General features: G+C 54.9%; 18 protein-coding genes and 2 pseudogenes. 15 read left to right on the top strand and 5 right to left on the bottom strand.

The window, feature by feature from the left end:
• Positions 1–296: 296 nt before the first annotated feature.
• Entirely contained in the window at positions 297–1,061 is a 765-nt protein-coding gene (locus HBO12_RS23815) for a DUF2971 domain-containing protein (RefSeq protein ID WP_170043382.1), read from the top strand.
• Positions 1,062–2,031: 970 nt separating this feature from the next.
• Positions 2,032–2,829: a BRO-N domain-containing protein gene (locus HBO12_RS23810; RefSeq protein ID WP_170043381.1), complete on the top strand. Its 798-nt coding sequence runs from the start codon at positions 2,032–2,034 to the stop codon at positions 2,827–2,829.
• A 394-nt stretch (positions 2,830–3,223) separates the two neighbouring features.
• Here HBO12_RS23810 and HBO12_RS28480 read toward each other — a convergent pair.
• Positions 3,224–3,400: pseudogene (locus HBO12_RS28480) on the bottom strand (DNA adenine methylase); the annotation flags it as partial.
• Positions 3,401–3,511: 111 nt separating this feature from the next.
• Here HBO12_RS28480 and HBO12_RS23805 point away from each other — a divergent pair.
• Positions 3,512–3,859 (top strand): colicin E1 family microcin immunity protein, encoded by a 348-nt coding sequence (locus HBO12_RS23805; RefSeq protein ID WP_170043380.1) that lies wholly within the window; start codon positions 3,512–3,514, stop codon positions 3,857–3,859.
• A gap of 21 nt (positions 3,860–3,880) precedes the next feature.
• Here HBO12_RS23805 and HBO12_RS23800 read toward each other — a convergent pair whose 3' ends face one another.
• The 3 genes from HBO12_RS23800 to HBO12_RS23790 form a co-directional block, all read right to left on the bottom strand.
• Complete coding sequence (locus HBO12_RS23800) at positions 3,881–5,221, bottom strand: colicin-like pore-forming protein (protein WP_170043379.1); 1,341 nt, start codon at positions 5,219–5,221, stop codon at positions 3,881–3,883.
• Positions 5,222–5,534: 313 nt separating this feature from the next.
• A complete protein-coding gene (locus HBO12_RS23795; protein ID WP_170043378.1) occupies positions 5,535–6,584 on the bottom strand; it encodes a phage portal protein in 1,050 nt (349 codons plus the stop codon).
• Positions 6,584–8,341 carry a terminase ATPase subunit family protein gene (locus HBO12_RS23790; RefSeq protein ID WP_170043377.1) on the bottom strand — a complete coding sequence of 586 codons (1,758 nt, stop codon included), beginning with the start codon at positions 8,339–8,341 and terminating at the stop codon, positions 6,584–6,586. The genes HBO12_RS23795 and HBO12_RS23790 overlap by 1 nt, the downstream gene beginning before the upstream one ends.
• 155 nt (positions 8,342–8,496) lie before the next feature.
• On the opposite strand from HBO12_RS23790, the gene HBO12_RS23785 reads away from it, so the two are divergent.
• The 12 genes and pseudogenes from HBO12_RS23785 to HBO12_RS23735 all read left to right on the top strand — a co-directional run bounded on the left by HBO12_RS23785 (position 8,497) and on the right by HBO12_RS23735 (position 14,752).
• Positions 8,497–9,327, top strand: coding sequence for a GPO family capsid scaffolding protein (locus HBO12_RS23785; RefSeq protein WP_170043376.1), 831 nt, complete (start codon positions 8,497–8,499; stop codon positions 9,325–9,327).
• 40 nt (positions 9,328–9,367) lie between these two features.
• Complete coding sequence (locus HBO12_RS23780) at positions 9,368–10,390, top strand: phage major capsid protein, P2 family (protein WP_170043375.1); 1,023 nt, start codon at positions 9,368–9,370, stop codon at positions 10,388–10,390.
• A gap of 4 nt (positions 10,391–10,394) precedes the next feature.
• Positions 10,395–11,096, top strand: coding sequence for a phage terminase small subunit (locus tag HBO12_RS23775; protein WP_070994588.1), 702 nt, complete (start codon positions 10,395–10,397; stop codon positions 11,094–11,096).
• Between the two features lie 104 nt (positions 11,097–11,200).
• Entirely contained in the window at positions 11,201–11,662 is a 462-nt protein-coding gene (locus tag HBO12_RS23770; RefSeq protein WP_128592890.1) for a head completion/stabilization protein, read from the top strand.
• Positions 11,662–11,874 (top strand): tail protein X, encoded by a 213-nt coding sequence (locus HBO12_RS23765; RefSeq protein WP_170043374.1) that lies wholly within the window; start codon positions 11,662–11,664, stop codon positions 11,872–11,874. The genes HBO12_RS23770 and HBO12_RS23765 overlap by 1 nt, the downstream gene beginning before the upstream one ends.
• A gap of 45 nt (positions 11,875–11,919) precedes the next feature.
• Positions 11,920–12,243: a phage holin, lambda family gene (locus tag HBO12_RS23760; protein WP_170043373.1), complete on the top strand. Its 324-nt coding sequence runs from the start codon at positions 11,920–11,922 to the stop codon at positions 12,241–12,243.
• On the top strand, positions 12,240–13,082 hold the full coding sequence (locus HBO12_RS23755; protein ID WP_170043372.1) for an N-acetylmuramidase domain-containing protein: 843 nt from the start codon (positions 12,240–12,242) through the stop codon (positions 13,080–13,082). The genes HBO12_RS23760 and HBO12_RS23755 overlap by 4 nt, the downstream gene beginning before the upstream one ends.
• Positions 13,079–13,282, top strand: coding sequence for a hypothetical protein (locus HBO12_RS23750; protein WP_170043371.1), 204 nt, complete (start codon positions 13,079–13,081; stop codon positions 13,280–13,282). The genes HBO12_RS23755 and HBO12_RS23750 overlap by 4 nt, the downstream gene beginning before the upstream one ends.
• Entirely contained in the window at positions 13,279–13,722 is a 444-nt protein-coding gene (lysB, locus tag HBO12_RS28475) for an Rz-like lysis system protein LysB (RefSeq protein WP_170043370.1), read from the top strand. Before HBO12_RS23750 ends, lysB begins: the two co-directional genes overlap by 4 nt.
• A pseudogene (lysC, locus tag HBO12_RS28240) lies at positions 13,637–13,822 on the top strand (Rz1-like lysis system protein LysC); the annotation flags it as partial. The gene lysB and the pseudogene lysC, both read left to right, overlap by 86 nt.
• Positions 13,819–14,301 (top strand): phage tail protein, encoded by a 483-nt coding sequence (locus tag HBO12_RS23740; protein ID WP_170043369.1) that lies wholly within the window; start codon positions 13,819–13,821, stop codon positions 14,299–14,301. The pseudogene lysC and the gene HBO12_RS23740, both read left to right, overlap by 4 nt.
• Positions 14,291–14,752 carry a phage virion morphogenesis protein gene (locus tag HBO12_RS23735; RefSeq protein ID WP_170043368.1) on the top strand — a complete coding sequence of 154 codons (462 nt, stop codon included), beginning with the start codon at positions 14,291–14,293 and terminating at the stop codon, positions 14,750–14,752. Before HBO12_RS23740 ends, HBO12_RS23735 begins: the two co-directional genes overlap by 11 nt.
• Here the strand turns inward: HBO12_RS23735 and HBO12_RS23730 are convergent.
• Positions 14,743–15,441: a DUF2971 domain-containing protein gene (locus HBO12_RS23730; RefSeq protein WP_170043367.1), complete on the bottom strand. Its 699-nt coding sequence runs from the start codon at positions 15,439–15,441 to the stop codon at positions 14,743–14,745. The two genes, HBO12_RS23735 and HBO12_RS23730, sit on opposite strands and share 10 nt — an antisense overlap.
• Between the last annotated feature and the right edge of the window lie 29 nt (positions 15,442–15,470).

The raw sequence follows: 15,470 nt of genomic DNA, 5'->3' as shown, positions 1-15,470 counted from the left end.
TCTTTTCGGTCACTTGTTTGACCGCCTGGATTTTGAATTCTTCGGGATATCGCTGGTTGCTCATGGCACCTCCTAATGGGCCTCATTTTAAGGCTTGGAGGTGTCTACGAAACTAGGGGCGATTCACATACCGCGATTTGAATTTACCTTAGACAACGAAACTTAAACTAATCGCCGTTGACCGACAGATAAAGGTTTGGAATTTTAGTAAGCATGCAAAAAAGACGGCATTATGTCATGCTAGTTTCATTTAGAAGTCCCTTGCGAGGAGAATAACTGTGTATCTATGGCGATATATGGACTTATCAAAATTCAAACGATTTGTTGAGCAGCAGGCTTTATACTTCTGCGGCGCCCGCTACTTTGAAGACCCATTCGAAGGGGAGTATGCGTGGGGTAAAATCGGCCATGAACGGTTTCTCGATACTCAAGGAAAGCTTTGCCAATCTCACGGAGGCGGAATGCCGCTAGACGGATTTATGGCGATGAACCTTAAGACGTTGCGAGACATAGCTAACAACACCTATATAAGTTGCTGGCACAATAGCGCCCATGAGTCTGAGGCTATGTGGAAGCTCTACTGCAACGACCCTGCCACAGGTATTGCCATACGCACTACACAGAAGCAGCTAAAATCTCAACTTGAACAAAAAAATCTGCCAAATCTCGAATTGAATTCGGTCCGATACACCGCAAACTTCTGGATAAAACAATACAATCCTGAACCGAGCGTTTTTTTCTCAAAGAGAATCTCGTTTGAATACGAAAAAGAATTCCGAGCCGTTTTCAGAGAGATTCCACATGGACTGATTCACTCTATGCCTGGCAAGACTGTCCCAATCGACATTTCGACTTTAGTACACGCAGTACGAATTTCTCCACTGGCTTTGCCTGAGCTGAAAACAGAGGTAGAAGGTTTGTTACACGCAGCCGGCTTGCAAATTCCAGTTGAAACTTCTGAGATAGAAATACATCCCCTTATATCCGTAGATGAACAAATTTTTGCCCAGGGGGCTGGCTGGCAGCACTCAACAGTTAGACTGAAAACCAATGCATCGTAAAAGAACAGACTTCTATTAATTAAGATCTCCTATTTTGCTAAGAAAGCATCAGAAGCATGCGCTTTATAGCTACAGAGCAGCGATGAATTTGAACTGCTAATTCTACAGGGCATGTAATACATGCCCTTCGGCGCACACCCAAAACTCCCGTACCACTTCTGTACCACCCGCCTCCTCAGATTGCTCCCACCTGGCGCTAAACCCATGCGCCTTGTAGCGAGGCAATGCTGATCGCTAGTGCCTATATAAATCCAATCAGCAACCGACCACATCTAACGCTGCGCGGGAGAGGGCCGCGCGCGTGAATGTGAGAAGGCCGAAGAGTGCGCAATCATGCACACGGTGACAGTAGATCCCCCAGTCTAGGTACATTCAGGATTTTCATGTTGACCCAAGGGAAACCGGTTAGGTGGGTTAGTTTTTTTTGGGATACTATGAAAGCCTTGTGTGGTGCGGGTTTGCGAAGGATTGGCAAAGTTAGCTTTGGGTTAGCAGTGGTAATTACCTAACCTTTATTGATGTTAACTATATATTATATTAATCCTTTTAAAAACATATAGTTACAGAACACTAACTTTTAACCTAACCCAACCTAACCCATCAAAGTTAGGTCTCAAGCCCAGCAAACACGAGGCTTCCAGCTAATCACACTCCACTCAAAAAAAACCTAACCCTTTTCCCGAGGCACCAACGAAATCCGGCTGCCCATGCGCGCTTGTGAGCTTTGCGAAAACTACCCTCCTTCGCAGGGTTCCGCAGGCTTCTAACCTCCCCACAACACCGAGCAAAGCCTCAGCCTGGGCCGCATTGAATGGTCCGCAGGTGCGCAGAAAAAACGACCCATTTAGCCCGCAGGCGAGGTGGGGGGACGACGGCGCGCGCCAGGTGTAGACCGAGTTGCCGATCGCAGCCAGGCTGGGCAAACTGCTTGATGCCACACTCTGAACAAGACTTCGTAAGGAACGCACCGATGAGCATGCCCATACTGTTTGAGTTTGAAGCGTTGCCGGTGCGAGTCGTGACAGAAGAGAACGGAGAGCATTGGTTTTGCGCTAAGGATATTTGCACGATTCTCGGCTACAGCAACTCAAGACAGGTGATCAGCGACAACTGCCGCGAGAAGGGTGTCCGTATAACGGACACCCTAACGGAAAAAGGTAAGCAAGAGCTGCAATTCATTGATGAAGGTAACCTATACAGGCTCATCATCAGAAGCCGGAAGGAGGAGGCTCAGCAGTTCGAGTCATGGGTTTGCGACGAGGTACTTCCAGCTCTGCGCAAGACCGGCAGCTATCAACTGGAAAACCGCTCGACAGCCTCAGCGCGCATTGCTAATCACCGACTTCGATTAGTGTTAGGTAAAGAACTCCATCGCACTCGTGATCCCGCGCTGCGCACGCTTATTCACCAGCAACTGGCTGACGTGTCCAATGCATTGGGCCTACCTACCCCAGAGATCGACAGCTTAGGTCTCACCACGCCCAACGTACCGGACGTTCTTAAGACCTTCTGGGAGGCTTTGACTTTTCTCGACGGCAAAGGCGTGCACTATAACCACGCTGTTCGCTCAAATACCCTGGCCGTCAATCTACGAGAGCTAACACGCTTGCTCAGCGAGAACGGCCAATTGCTACAAATCGACACCGTCCTACGCCAAGCCATGTGGCAAAGCCAGAGTCCCCGCTGCCTGCACAAGAACCATGCTGTTCACAGTCGACTAACCGGAAGGATCATCAAATGCTGGGTGTTTGAGCGACTGGCTGAATGAGGATGGGTGCAAAAAACTCGATACATTTAGTCGTCAGGCGAGGGAGGACGACGGCGCGCGCCAGGTGCTGGAGCACATCACAGCCCAAAAATGTAGAACGTCAATTTCCTCGCCAGACCTGTGACGCATCAACGTCCCTAGGCCAAGCGCCCCCCCCCAGCAGATGCCAGCGACTACAGAGTCTTTTACACCTGAAATTCCTGTATTCACCGTAACGAACAACCAAAAATTTTGCAGGAGCGCCCTTAAAATTTTGTATCTAAGTGGTTTTTTTCATAGTGCCGAAGGGCGAAACCTCATCACTCCAGGTCAGACTTTTGCCCAGGGAAAGCCAATCTCCAGTCAGCAAAAATCCACCTCATGCGTGGCCCTTTGTCCTGGCGTAGCCGTCAGATCAGAACACCACTTCCAACGCTGCCGGCTCCCAATTCATGATCACCAGTTCTTCACTGACGTCGGCCTTTCCTTGCTGCTGATTCGCCGTGCTATACAGAAGCTCCACTATTTCAAAATGGACTCAAGCGAACACTCGCCTTATGTCAGGATTGGCGTTGATGCTGAACATGACCTTATAGGAATAAATAGAGAAAGCGGATTTTTTGTACACTAAACCGTTGTTTTTTAGTAAATTAACAGGATACTTCAATGACTTAAACTTGCAAAATCTTAGGGAGCAATAAATATGAAAAGAGATTATTTTTTAAAAAACTTAATGTGGGGAATCCTATTTTTCGGCCTTTCAGTTTACAACTATGATTGGGGCTCAAGCGTAACAATAGCCCCGAAGCTAATTCTTCACCCAATTGTATCAGGGATAAATACACTTCTTTTCCCGTTTTCAAAGCGACTTATAGAAAACATAGCTCTGCATTACACAACAAAAGAATTTTGGAGCAGAGGACTATTCATGGAAACCTCAGGAAAAAATGGCGCATACGCTGTTTTTTATTTATTTTGTTTTTTCTTTGCCATCCCCCTCGGATTAATATATCTAATATTTTCCCACTTCAAAAAACAGCACTACTCATAAGGGTAGTGCTGACACACCCATTTAAATAGTTGAAAAATATTTATTCATCATTTCAACTGTAGTATCGTTAATGACTGCCCCTGTCAAAGCCATTAAAGCTCCGAACCCTAGTATCCCCAGCGGCGTTACCGCTGCGAACCCAAAGACAACCCCAACTATGGCTGTCGCAGCTAATCCAAGCCCAATAGTTTCGAGCTTTACAAAAGCTGGCTTCCAGTCACCAGACCTCATAGCCTTACTAACTTCCAGATAAACATCTTTAACATCCATTGCTTTCCCTACATATCCAAATCCTTTGCCAAACTTGGCAGCAGCCTTACCGACAGCATCAAAATCCATTGAGTCAATCTGCTTTGCTGCCGCATCCCAATCCTTAGCACTAAATTTTTTATCCAAAATACTCTTATACTTATCAAATGCTTTAAATGCCTCATCGGCACTGCGAATACTTTTCCCTTTAGCGCTCTCTGCCAACTCTTGCGCTAGCGTAGAGGCCTTATTACCAAACTTACCCGCTACCTCTTCATAAAAGCTGGCGGTGGCCTTAATAGCATCTTCATATTTAGCTTGCTCATCAGCCGCCCGTTTCGCCTCTGCCACAGCCGCAGCCTCTGCGGCGACTTTCGCGATAGCCTCAGCTGCAACACGGGCCTGCTGAGCAGCTGTAGTAGCGTCCAACACTGATTTAACCCCTGCGGCCTTAGCAGTTAACGCTGCAATAGCAGTTTCAAGCAGCTTTGCCTCGTAAGCCGCTGTCAGCGACTTATGCCGCTCATAAATTATATCGTCGTCAGCGGTCACTCCTTGCCTACGGAGACGAGACATACCTTTGGCAAAATCAATAGGTGTCTTACCAATAGGGTTGCTACCATAAAATACTTCGCTTGCTTTAATCTGCTCTTGGAGATCGGCACTCTTTTGTGCGATCAGAGCATTGTGCAAAGACAGCTCATGCGTAAGTTTCTCAACTGGCGTATTACCGGAATCTGGATTGCTTGCCTTTAACTCTTCAATCTCTTCCTTTAGCAAAGTTTCCTGATTTTTTAGCACCGCTTCATACTGCTGCTTGATTTTAGACTCTTGCGCACCAAGCGGCCCTCTTACCATGCCAACCCAACGCGCACCTCCAGGGCGATTTTCAGGATCAAATCCCAATAGCTGTGTCCATTTTTCATTGTGGGCACGAAGGGAATTATCACTATCATAACCCCCACCCATTCCATACATTGAAAACTTTGGAATTTTCCCTGCGGTGATAATAGTAGGCCCGATTTCTAATGGCCCCCCAGAAGTAAATCCACCGGTTCCACCGGACGTAGGCGGAGTAATAGGCACTTTTACAAGAATGTTCTTTTCTGTCATATCGATTTCCTTTTCAACTTAACTAAAATAAACCTGGTCAAATGTTTAAACCAGAATTTCCGGGTTTCCTTACCTGACAGTTCTCAGCATCAGTGATGTTTAAGAGGGAGAAAGCAAGGCACACAAACACTGTACATAAACACAGTTAAAAACATCAAGAAAAATATGCACTGGCGCATATTTTTCTTGATGAACGGTATTGATATACGTTTGCATTTACTGCTAAAGCGAACGTCAAAACCAGTTTTTTGACGGCTAAGGACGGGCCGCAGTTGACGCGTAGGTTTGACTCCTCGTTTGCTGCGCAAGGGGTTTAGGCCCCCGCAGGAACTGCATAGGGGTTGAAGCGAACAACCTCCTCCCCGAGCCATTCATTCACTTGCGACATACGAGCCTGAATCGGCTCCAGCTCATTGGCCGCATAGATCTGCGCCGCCTCCCTGATCGATCCAAACCCACCCGCGTTTTGCGGCACGATGCCCATCAGCTGCGGAGGAATGCGCAAGCTTGCAAGCACGTCGTCACGGGTCTGATTTTTGATCGAGTTGAATTCGTCCTTGGCCGTCACTTCGCTGACCGGGATGATCTGCAAGCCATCTTTTTTGCCGTTCGGCGAATACACGAATAGATTGCGGAAATTGCCAGGCCCCTTGGAGTCCTTCAGCGCCTTGCGCAGCGAGTCGACGTCCGCTTCGTTCTGCGCCGCATCGGTCATGTACAAAATGAAGCCCGCGTGACTGCCATTTTCGTAATACTTGCGGCGAAACAGCGTGGCCGACTCATTCAACAACGCCGACTGCAACGCACTGATCCACTCGGGCAACCCGTACACCTCCTGGTGCAGATCCGCTTCCCGCAGATGAAAGACGGTGCCTGGTTCAAATTCATGCTCTTCTTTCCAACCCTGGACCATGAACTGCCGGCCGTCCTTGCCCGAACGCATGTACTTCGCCAGCGGCGGCACCAGCTCGCGTACCGGGCCAAGCATCGACCGTCGAGCCTCCAGATAACCGTTACCCAGGCACAAGAAGTCCAGGGCGAACTGTTCAAACGCCGCCCGCGACAGCAGTCGGTGCGGGATAAAGGTCTTGCTCAACAAATTGCGCTTGAACATCAGCCCAGAGTGCAAATGCACGCTGGAACCCACCGACCGCGCCAGGCCATCCAACGACAGCGGCGGCTCGTACCATCGCCCGTTAAACCAACACTCCAGATAATCGAACACCTCCCGGCCACTCAATACCGGTGTGGGCTCTCCGAAGCTGAACGCCTCGATCTTGCTGTCACCGCGAGGAATAAACTCCTGCGTTGCAACCGTGGCGGCCTGGGCCAATTGCTTGGTATTTCTGCGGCGGTTCGACATCAAAAAATCTCCATCCGACCGGTGTTGGCAGTGGTCTGCCCCTCCAGCGGTTCGTTGTGCAATGCGTGAAAGAGCGCCCACGCCAGGTCGGCGTGGCCGGTGTTGTCGTTGCGGCCGGCGGTGTAGGTGAATTGGCGACCGCCGGCGGTGATGGTCTTGCGGATAGCCATCAGCGACTGCGCCATGTCGGTCCAGCCGGCGTCGAACTCCAGCCGGCCACGGTGGATCACGTCGTAAGCCTTCAGCACCAGGCGGGTCTTGACCTCTGGCGAGTAGCTGAAGGTGGTGACGTTAGGAAAAAATTGCCGCACCAGCTGCGCCACGCCGCTACCCAGGCCGGTGACGTCGATCCCGATGTACGTCACCCAGTAACGGTCGCAGACGGCTTTGATCACGCTGGCCTGGGCCGCAAAGTCCATGCCTCGGAACTGGTGACGCTCCAACACCCGGAACTTGCCCCCTGGCACCATCGGCGGCGCGACGACCACCAGGCCCGAGCAATCGCCGGTTTCCGCCGGGTCATAACCCACCCACACCTGGCGATCACCAAACGGCCGCATAGCAAACGGCTTGTAGTCCTCGGCCCACTCAACCCAGCTATCAACCATGCACGGCTGCAACACCGTCAGCGGGAAAATGCTCGCGCCGTCGTCAACGAACTCGCACATCAGCAAGTTGGCGAACGCCTCGGGGCTGTACTCCCGGCGTAGCTCCTCAATGTCGAACAGGTCGCAGCCGCCCTCCTCCGCGTCGAGGATGGTGACGATCTGGCGCCACAACCGGTCCTCACAGAAACGGCCCTGCTGGAGAGCGCCATGGGAAACATCGACCTTCGTGTGTTGCGCCGCCGGCTTGCCTTTGTTGAAGCGTTCGCCCGTCCAGAAGGTGTAGGCCTCGTGGGCCATGGTCGAGGGCGTCGAGAAGTAGGTTTTGCGCCACTTCTTGTGCATTGCCATACCCGACGCAACCTTGTTCAGTTCCTCAAACTTGAACGTCCAAAAGAATTCGTCGAAGTAGAAGTTGCCGTGGTAGCCCTGGGCCGTCCGAGCATTGGTACCGAGGAAAAACAGCTCGGCACCGTTGGGTAGTACGATTGGATCGCCCGTTAACTCGACACCGATCACCTCACGGGCAAACGCCTGGATGTACCCACGAAACAGGTAGGCCTGGTTCTTCGACGCTGACAGGAAGATCTGATTGCGCCCGGTTTCCAGCGCATCAATAAACGCCTCGCGGGCAAAGTAGTAGGTAGCGCCGATCTGCCGGCTCTTGAGGATGACGCGGGTGCGCTGATTGCCGGCCCGGTGCCAGTCTTTCTGGTAGTCGAAGCAGCCGTCGATAAATGCTTCGCGCAGCAGCTCGATCTGCTCTTCGCTGATGTCGTTTTTCGGGGTCTTTTTCTTCGGGCCTTCGGTGCGCTTGGCGAGGTTGGGGTTGAGTTCGGTTTCGGTACCGCCGCCCTGAAAACGCTGAATGCGCGCCTGCCGCTCCAACTGGCGGTGCAGCAGGTCGATCTCTTTGAAGTCGCCGCTGCTCTTCCCCTCCTTGAGGATCAGTTGCACCAGACGTGCTTCCAAGGCCCCGCCGATCCGTTCAACGTTGTCGGCCCGGTCCCATTCGTCGCGGGCCTTCCAGCTGTGTAGCGTTTTTTCCTTTTCGCCCGTAGCCTCGGCGATCTCGCAGATACGCCAGCCCATCCAATACAGAAACTTGGATTGGCGCCGGGGATCGATGGGGAGCAGTTCGGTCGTAGTCATGGCCGCGATGCTGCCGCCCATGCCTTCGAGTCAGTAGCGCCGCCTCTTGTAATAGCCCTTCCTACAATCCCGCCTCGTTGCCGCAACTCGCGCGCGTCACGACCATGCCCCTCATTGCAACGCATTAAGCGCCCTATGCATTGAGGATTCCCGACATGAAGAAATTTCGCAGCAACTGGTTCCGCGTCGCCGTCGAGGGCGCTACTTCCGACAAGCGCACCATCAAACGCAGCTGGCTGGAACAGTCCGCGAAGAATTTCAACCCGTCCACCTACGGCGCCCGCATCTGGCTGGAGCACTTCCGCAGCGTGATGCCGGACAGTCCGTTCAAAGCCTACGGTGATGTGCTCGCGGTCAAGACCGAAGAAGTAGAAATCCACGGCCACAAAAAGCTGGCCTTGTTCGTCCAGGTCGAACCGACCCCTGAGCTGATCGCCATGAACAAGGCCAAACAGAAGATCTACACGTCGATCGAGATCGACGACAGCTTCGCCGACACCGGCGAAGCCTACATCGTCGGACTGGCAGTGACCGATTCACCGGCCAGCCTCGGCACAGACGTGCTGGCGTTCTCCGCGCAAAAGCCTGAATCCAGCCCGTTCAAGGATCGCCATTACTCCACCACTTCGATGTTCACCGAGGCCGTGGAAACCGAGCTGCAATTTGAAGAAATCGAAGACAAGCCCGGCCTCGGCGCTCAGCTCTTCAGCAAAGTGCAGGCGCTCCTGGGCGGCAAGCAGGCAAAGGACGATGCCGAGTTCGCCCAGATCGGCCAGGCCGTCGAAGCGATCGCCGACCACGTCAAGGATTTGCCCGAGCAACTGGCCGCCGAGAAGATATTCTCCGGCGATTTAAACACCAAGGTTGAGCAGCTCAGCAAAGACCTGGTCGACCTGAAAACCACCCTCGGTAAGACCCAAGACCACTCCCAAACCCAGCGCCCACCGGTAACCGGCGGCGGCAACCAAGCCCTGGCTGAGTTTTGACCTGCGGCCTACACCGCCCAGCCCACTATCGGAGACACCCATGCGTAACGACACTCGAAAACTCTTTGCCGGCTACCTCAGCCAGGTCGCGCAGCTCAACGGCGTTGAATCGGCCACCGCCACCTTCAGCGTCGACCCAACCATCCAGCAGCGCCTGGAAACCAAGATTCAGGAGTCAAGCGAGTTCCTGACCAAGGTCAACGTCATCGGCGTCGATGAACAGGAAGGCGAAAAGGTCGGCCTGGGCGTGGGCGGCACCGTTGCCAGCCGTACCAACACCAACGTCAAAAAACGTGAACCGCGCAGCATTGGCGCTCTGTCGAGCGACAAGTACAAGGCCGAACAAACCGACTTCGACACCTTCGTCAGCTACAAACAGCTCGATGCCTGGGCCAAGTTCCCGGACTTCCAGACCCGCCTGTCCAGTGCTATTGCTCAACGCCAGGCGCTCGACCGCATCCAGATCGGTTTCTACGGCGTTTCGGCCGCAGAGCAAACCGACCGCACCACGCACCCGCTGTTGGAAGACGTCAACATCGGCTGGCTTCAGCAGTACCGCACCCACGCCCCCGACCGCGTGCTGAAGGAAGGTGCTGTCGCCGGCAAAATCACCATCGGCAAAACCGGTGATTTCAAAAACATCGACGCCCTGGTCTACGACGCTATCCAGCTGCTCGACCCTTGGTATCGCCGCAACCCTGGCCTGGTGGTGCTGACCGGTCGCGAACTGGTGCACGACAAGTTCCTGGCCTTGGTAAACAAGGACCAGGACGCGACCAACACCCTGGCGAGCGACCTGATCATCTCGCAACGCCACGTCGGCGGCCTGCCGCTGTACGAGGTGCCGTACATCCCCGAAGGCACGATCCTCATCACCACATTCGCCAACCTGTCGGTGTACTGGCAGATCGGCGGGCGCCGCCGCTACCTCAAGGAAGAGCCGGAGTGGAACCGCGTCAGCAACTTCGAATCGTCGAACGAGGCGTACGTGGTCGAGGAATATGGCCTGGGTTGCCTGCTGGAAAACATCACCCCAGTCGAAGACGCCGGCGGCGAGGGTTAATCCCATGGCACTCAGCATTGCCCAAGCCCACCAACGCCGCGCTCGCGCGGCCATGGAAGCAGCGAAAACAGCACCGCAGCAATCCATGGCCGGTGCCACCGCTTACGAGCACCAGTTGAATCAGCTGCTACAGGATCGGCTACGCCTGAAGGCGATCCAGTCCACTGCCGCCAAGGAAGCGCTCAAGCCGCAGCTGTTGCCTCAGTACGTCCCTTATGTCGAGGGCGTACTTGCGGGCGGCAACGGCGCTCAGGATGACGTTCTGACCACCATCATGGTTTGGCGGATCGACGCCGGTGAATACGCCGGTGCGTTGGACATTGCCGATTACGTGCTCAAGCACAAGCTGATCATGCCCGACCGTTTCGAGCGCACCACCGGTTGCCTGGTAGCGGAAGAAATCGCCACCGCAGCACTGAAAGCGCAAAAAACCAACGGCACGTTCGACCTGAGCATCTTGCATCGCACCATTGAGCTGACCGACGAAGAGGATATGCCTGACCAGGCCCGCGCCAAGCTCTACCTGGCAACAGGCCGTGCCACGGTGCATGGCATCACGGCAGAGGAACCCGGCCAGCCGGGGCAGATTCAGGCCGGTATCGACCTGCTCAAGCGCGCCATCGAGCTGCACGACAGCTGCGGCGGCAAGAAGGATTTGGACGGCGCCGAACGCCTCCTGAAAAAACACGCTGCACCAAGCAGCTAACCGAGCGTCCCCACGCACCCCGCCGGCTCGGGGCGGATCGGCCAGGCCGCTCCTCCTGAACGTGAAGCCCCGACCACCGGCGACCTATTTTTGAGTGCCGTTCCATGAGCGCATTTGTAGCCAGCGGCCCAGTTGCCGGCGGTCATATCAACACCAACCCCTTCTGGCCGTCGATTGACCTGGACCACTTGCGCGCCACCCTGCGCATCGACTCCAGCGTCACCCCTGCCCGCCTGGAAACCGCCGTTATTTCTGCAGCTATCAACCTCAACCGCGAGCTGGCCGAATGGCGGGAAGTTCAGCAAGCAGCCGGCCACGCCACGCTGGACGACGTACCAGGTGATCGCATCAATGACGTTTCGGTAAAAGCCCACCTCTACCTGCGGGCCATAGAGGCCGGTACCGGCGCCGAAGTCTGCGAGCGTCACCGCGACTACAGCGCTACCAACGCCGGCAGCCAGAAGGCCGAAGAAGTTACCCCAACCATCGACGACTACCGCCGCGACCTGCGCTGGGCCGTGCGCGACTTCCTCGGGCGAACCCGCACAACCGTGGAGTTGATCTGATGGCCGTCGCCATCCGTGCCAATCAAAACGACACGGTCGACGCCCTGTGCTGGCGTTTCTACGGCCGCACCGCAGGCGTCACCGAGGCCGTCCTTGAAGCCAACCCCGGCCTGGCCGACCACGGCCCAATCCTGCCGCAAGGCCTTGTCGTCAACATGCCCGAAGCCCAAACCAGCGCCCCGCAGCGGCAAATGGTGAACCTATGGGACTGACTGAGCTGCACCCGGACCTTGACCCCCCCAACCCTGGACAACGGAATGAAGCGCATGCCTGAACGTCCCGACACCTGGGCCTGGCTCGCCGCCTGGCTCGAACAGAACTGGCCGACTCTTTACGCCGGAGTCCTCGCTGTGATCATCGCAGCCCTACGGATCATGTACGGCGGCGGCACGGTGCGCCGCATGCTGATCGAGGCGCCGCTGTGCGGCACCTTGGCCCTGGCTGCCAGCCATGGCTTGGCCTTGCTCGGCATTCCAACCACCACCGCGCCGTTTTTCGGCGGTGTGATTGGTTTGCTCGGCGTGGAGGGCACGCGCGCGGTCGCCAAGAAGTTTTTCACCCGCAAGGTAGAACAACTATGACCACCCTACGCCACGGCGACCGCTCACAGGCCGTCCGCACACTGCAAAAGAACCTCAACAACCACGGCGCCAAGCTGGACGTGGACGGCAGCTACGGCGACGACACCGAAGCTGCTGTCCGGGCCTATCAGCTCAAGGTCGGCTTGGTCGCTGATGGCGTGGCCGGCAGTAAGACCCAGGCCAGCCTGGCCGGTGGTGACTGCGCCCAGTTGCTGCGCAACGGCGACCTGGTCGCGGCCGCCGAACGCCTCGGCGTGCCGCTGGCAAGCATCTATGCCATCAACGAGGTGGAATCCAAGGGCAAGGGCTTCCTCGACAACGGCAAGCCAGTGATCCTGTTCGAACGGCACATCATGCACCGCCAGCTCGCCAAGGTGCGGCACGAAGGCGATGACCCGGCCGAACTCAAACGCCACGCCGACCAACTCGCCGCCGTCAATCCCGCATTGGTCAACCCAAAGTCGGGCGGATACTCCGGCGGTACCGCCGAACACCAGCGCCTGGCAATGGCTCGCCTGATCGACGACACCGCCGCCCTTGAATCTGCGTCCTGGGGGGCTTTCCAGATCATGGGCTTCCACTGGCAGCGCCTGGGCTGCACCAGCGTGCAGGACTTCGTGGCGGCCATGAGTGCCGGCGAATCGCAACAGTTCGACGCCTTCACCCGCTTCATTGAAACCGACCCGGTGTTGCACAAGGCGCTGAAAGCCCGCAAATGGGCCGAATTCGCCAAGCTCTACAACGGCCCGGACTATCAACGAAACCTCTACGACGTGAAGCTCCAGCGTGCATACGAACGGCACGCCGACTGCGGTTGCGGGCAAGGGGTAGCGGCATGATCGACTTCGAAGCGGTGCAAAAACTGCGAGTGCAGGACGGCGATCTGCTGGTGGTGCCGGAATCCACCGAACAGGACGATATGCAGGTGCTGGCCGAGGCCGTTCAGTTGATGAGCGGTGCCAGGGCCGTGATCGTTCGCGGCCCTATTAAACAACTCGATACCGAAGCCATGAATAAGCTCGGCTGGTACCGCGCATGAGCACCCTGCGTCAGGCCCTGTACGGCATTGCCCTGCTCGGTGCCCTGGCGCTGCTGATCTGGGGCCAGCAACAGCGCATCAACGTCGCCGAGGGCAAGACAGAGCTGGCAAATGCGGCGGCCAAGGCTGCCCGCGCAGACGCAGACCGAAACCTCACCACAGCCAACACACTCACGAACACCCTGAAACATGAACGTGACGCCCAAAGTGCCTTGCGCACCCAACAGGATCAGTTGCGCCAGGGCCTGGCAAAGCGCGAGCGAACCATAGAGGAGCTGAAACGTGAAAACGCCGAACTACGCACCTGGGCTACTCAGCCTTTGCCTGATGCTGCTCGCAGGTTGCGGGAGCGCCCCGCCCTTACCGGCGCCGCAGCTTACCGTGACTGGCTGTCCGGCCGTGGTGCTGTGCCAACTGCCGGCGACCAGCCCACGCAATAACGGCGACCAGCTTACAGACCAGGACCGCGTTGAAGCCGCTTGGGCGGATTGTGCCGCACAGGTCGACATGGTTTATCAACATCAGCAGGCAGCGCCATGAACAAGCCCGAAAGCCTACGCGCACACCTCCTGGCCACCGTCGCCGAATTCAAGCACAACCCCGACCGACTGCTGATCTTTATCGACAATGGAAAAATCCGCTGCACATCAGCGGAAAGTCTCTCTTTCGAGTACAGCTTTGACCTGCAGATCATCCTCACCGAGTTCTCGGGGCACCCTGATAGCGTAATGCTCCCGCTGCTGGGCTGGCTCAGCGTCAACCAAAACGAACTGTTGGATAACCTCAGCAAGGTCAAAGATGGCATTGCGTTTGAGGCCGATATCCTTGACAAGGGCGCGGTAGACCTCAGCATCAACCTGCCGCTGACAGAGAAAGTGATCGTCGGCAAATTTGACCAGGGCAACACCACCGTCAAACATCCAAACGAACCACAGCGTGTAGCGGGCTACCTCGATCCGAACTGGAAACCGGGCGCCCAGGGCAACACCAGTGAATGGATTGTTCCCGATGGCAAATGATCTGGAAGCGCTGGAGACCTGGGCAGCCACGCTGCTGGAACGGCTGGCGCCTGGGGCACGCAATCAACTGGCCCGCAGCATTGGCCAGGAGCTGCGTCGCAGCCAACAAAAGCGTGTTATTGCCCAGCAAAACCCGGATGGCACCAAGTTCGCCCCACGTAAACATCGGAATCTACGCGGTAAACAGGGCCGCATTCGACGCAAGCTGGAAATGTTCAAGAAGTTGAAGAACGCCACCTACCTCAAGGCCCGAGGTGACAGCAACGCCATTACCGTGGGTTTTACCGGGCGAATCGCCCGCATTGCCAGGATTCACCAGTACGGTTTGAAGGACCGCGCAGAGCGTGGCGCTCCCGATGTGCAGTACGAACAACGTGAAGTGTTGGGGTTCACCGAAGCGGATCTTGAACTAATCCGCGACGGGTTGTTGTTTCACCTCACTCAGAGCTGATCGAGAGATACCTCATCAATTTCAATCTGTCCTGGTGACTTATACAAAACCGAACGTCTAACAGGCCTCTTAAATAAAAGCTTGCCTTTGAAGTAGAATTTAAAAGCATTGACAAGTTCTTCGGGCGCCCTAGGGTCCAGCAAAATATTATTAACAAAATCATGAGGATCAACAGGGACAGTAAAGCCCGCGTGTTCTTGCGAAGGCTGCGCATCCTTTGAAAAAAGAATTGCTCGCCACTCTTTCTCGTGATTAAACGCCAGACGCTTAATATATAGTGCATCTACTGCGCGAGAGATTTTAAATTCTTCATTAAGATCCGCCGCAATATCTTTTATCTTGCCAGCCAACATAGCTGTCGAGTGATATCGAACCTTCGCTACTCGGGAACTATATTTTTTCAACTTTGCCGAAGTATTTAATACTGATTCCAACTTCGATCTAGTGGTTGAAATTCGAACACCCATTCCATTTTGCGAATAAATCCTCCACATCGCATCAGAAATTGGGGCACTGCTCCAGCACTGGGCAAAAACAGCGTGGTTTTTTGAATGCTTAATTCGTTTTTCGTAAGGGTCGTCCCAAACCCCCGGATTAGCAAAATACAACTCTCCCTTTTCAAAAATCTGAACCACTCGCGTGAAATCCAATATTCGATAAAGCCGTTGAGAAACATCCGTTTTTACCATAGCCGCTCTCCTGATTTTCCATAATTTTA

This window comes from Pseudomonas sp. WS 5059 (assembly GCF_012985525.1).
Lineage (GTDB): Bacteria > Pseudomonadota > Gammaproteobacteria > Pseudomonadales > Pseudomonadaceae > Aquipseudomonas.
The sequence above is the reverse complement of the archived record's forward strand: the minus strand, read 5'-3'. Positions and strand labels throughout refer to the sequence as shown.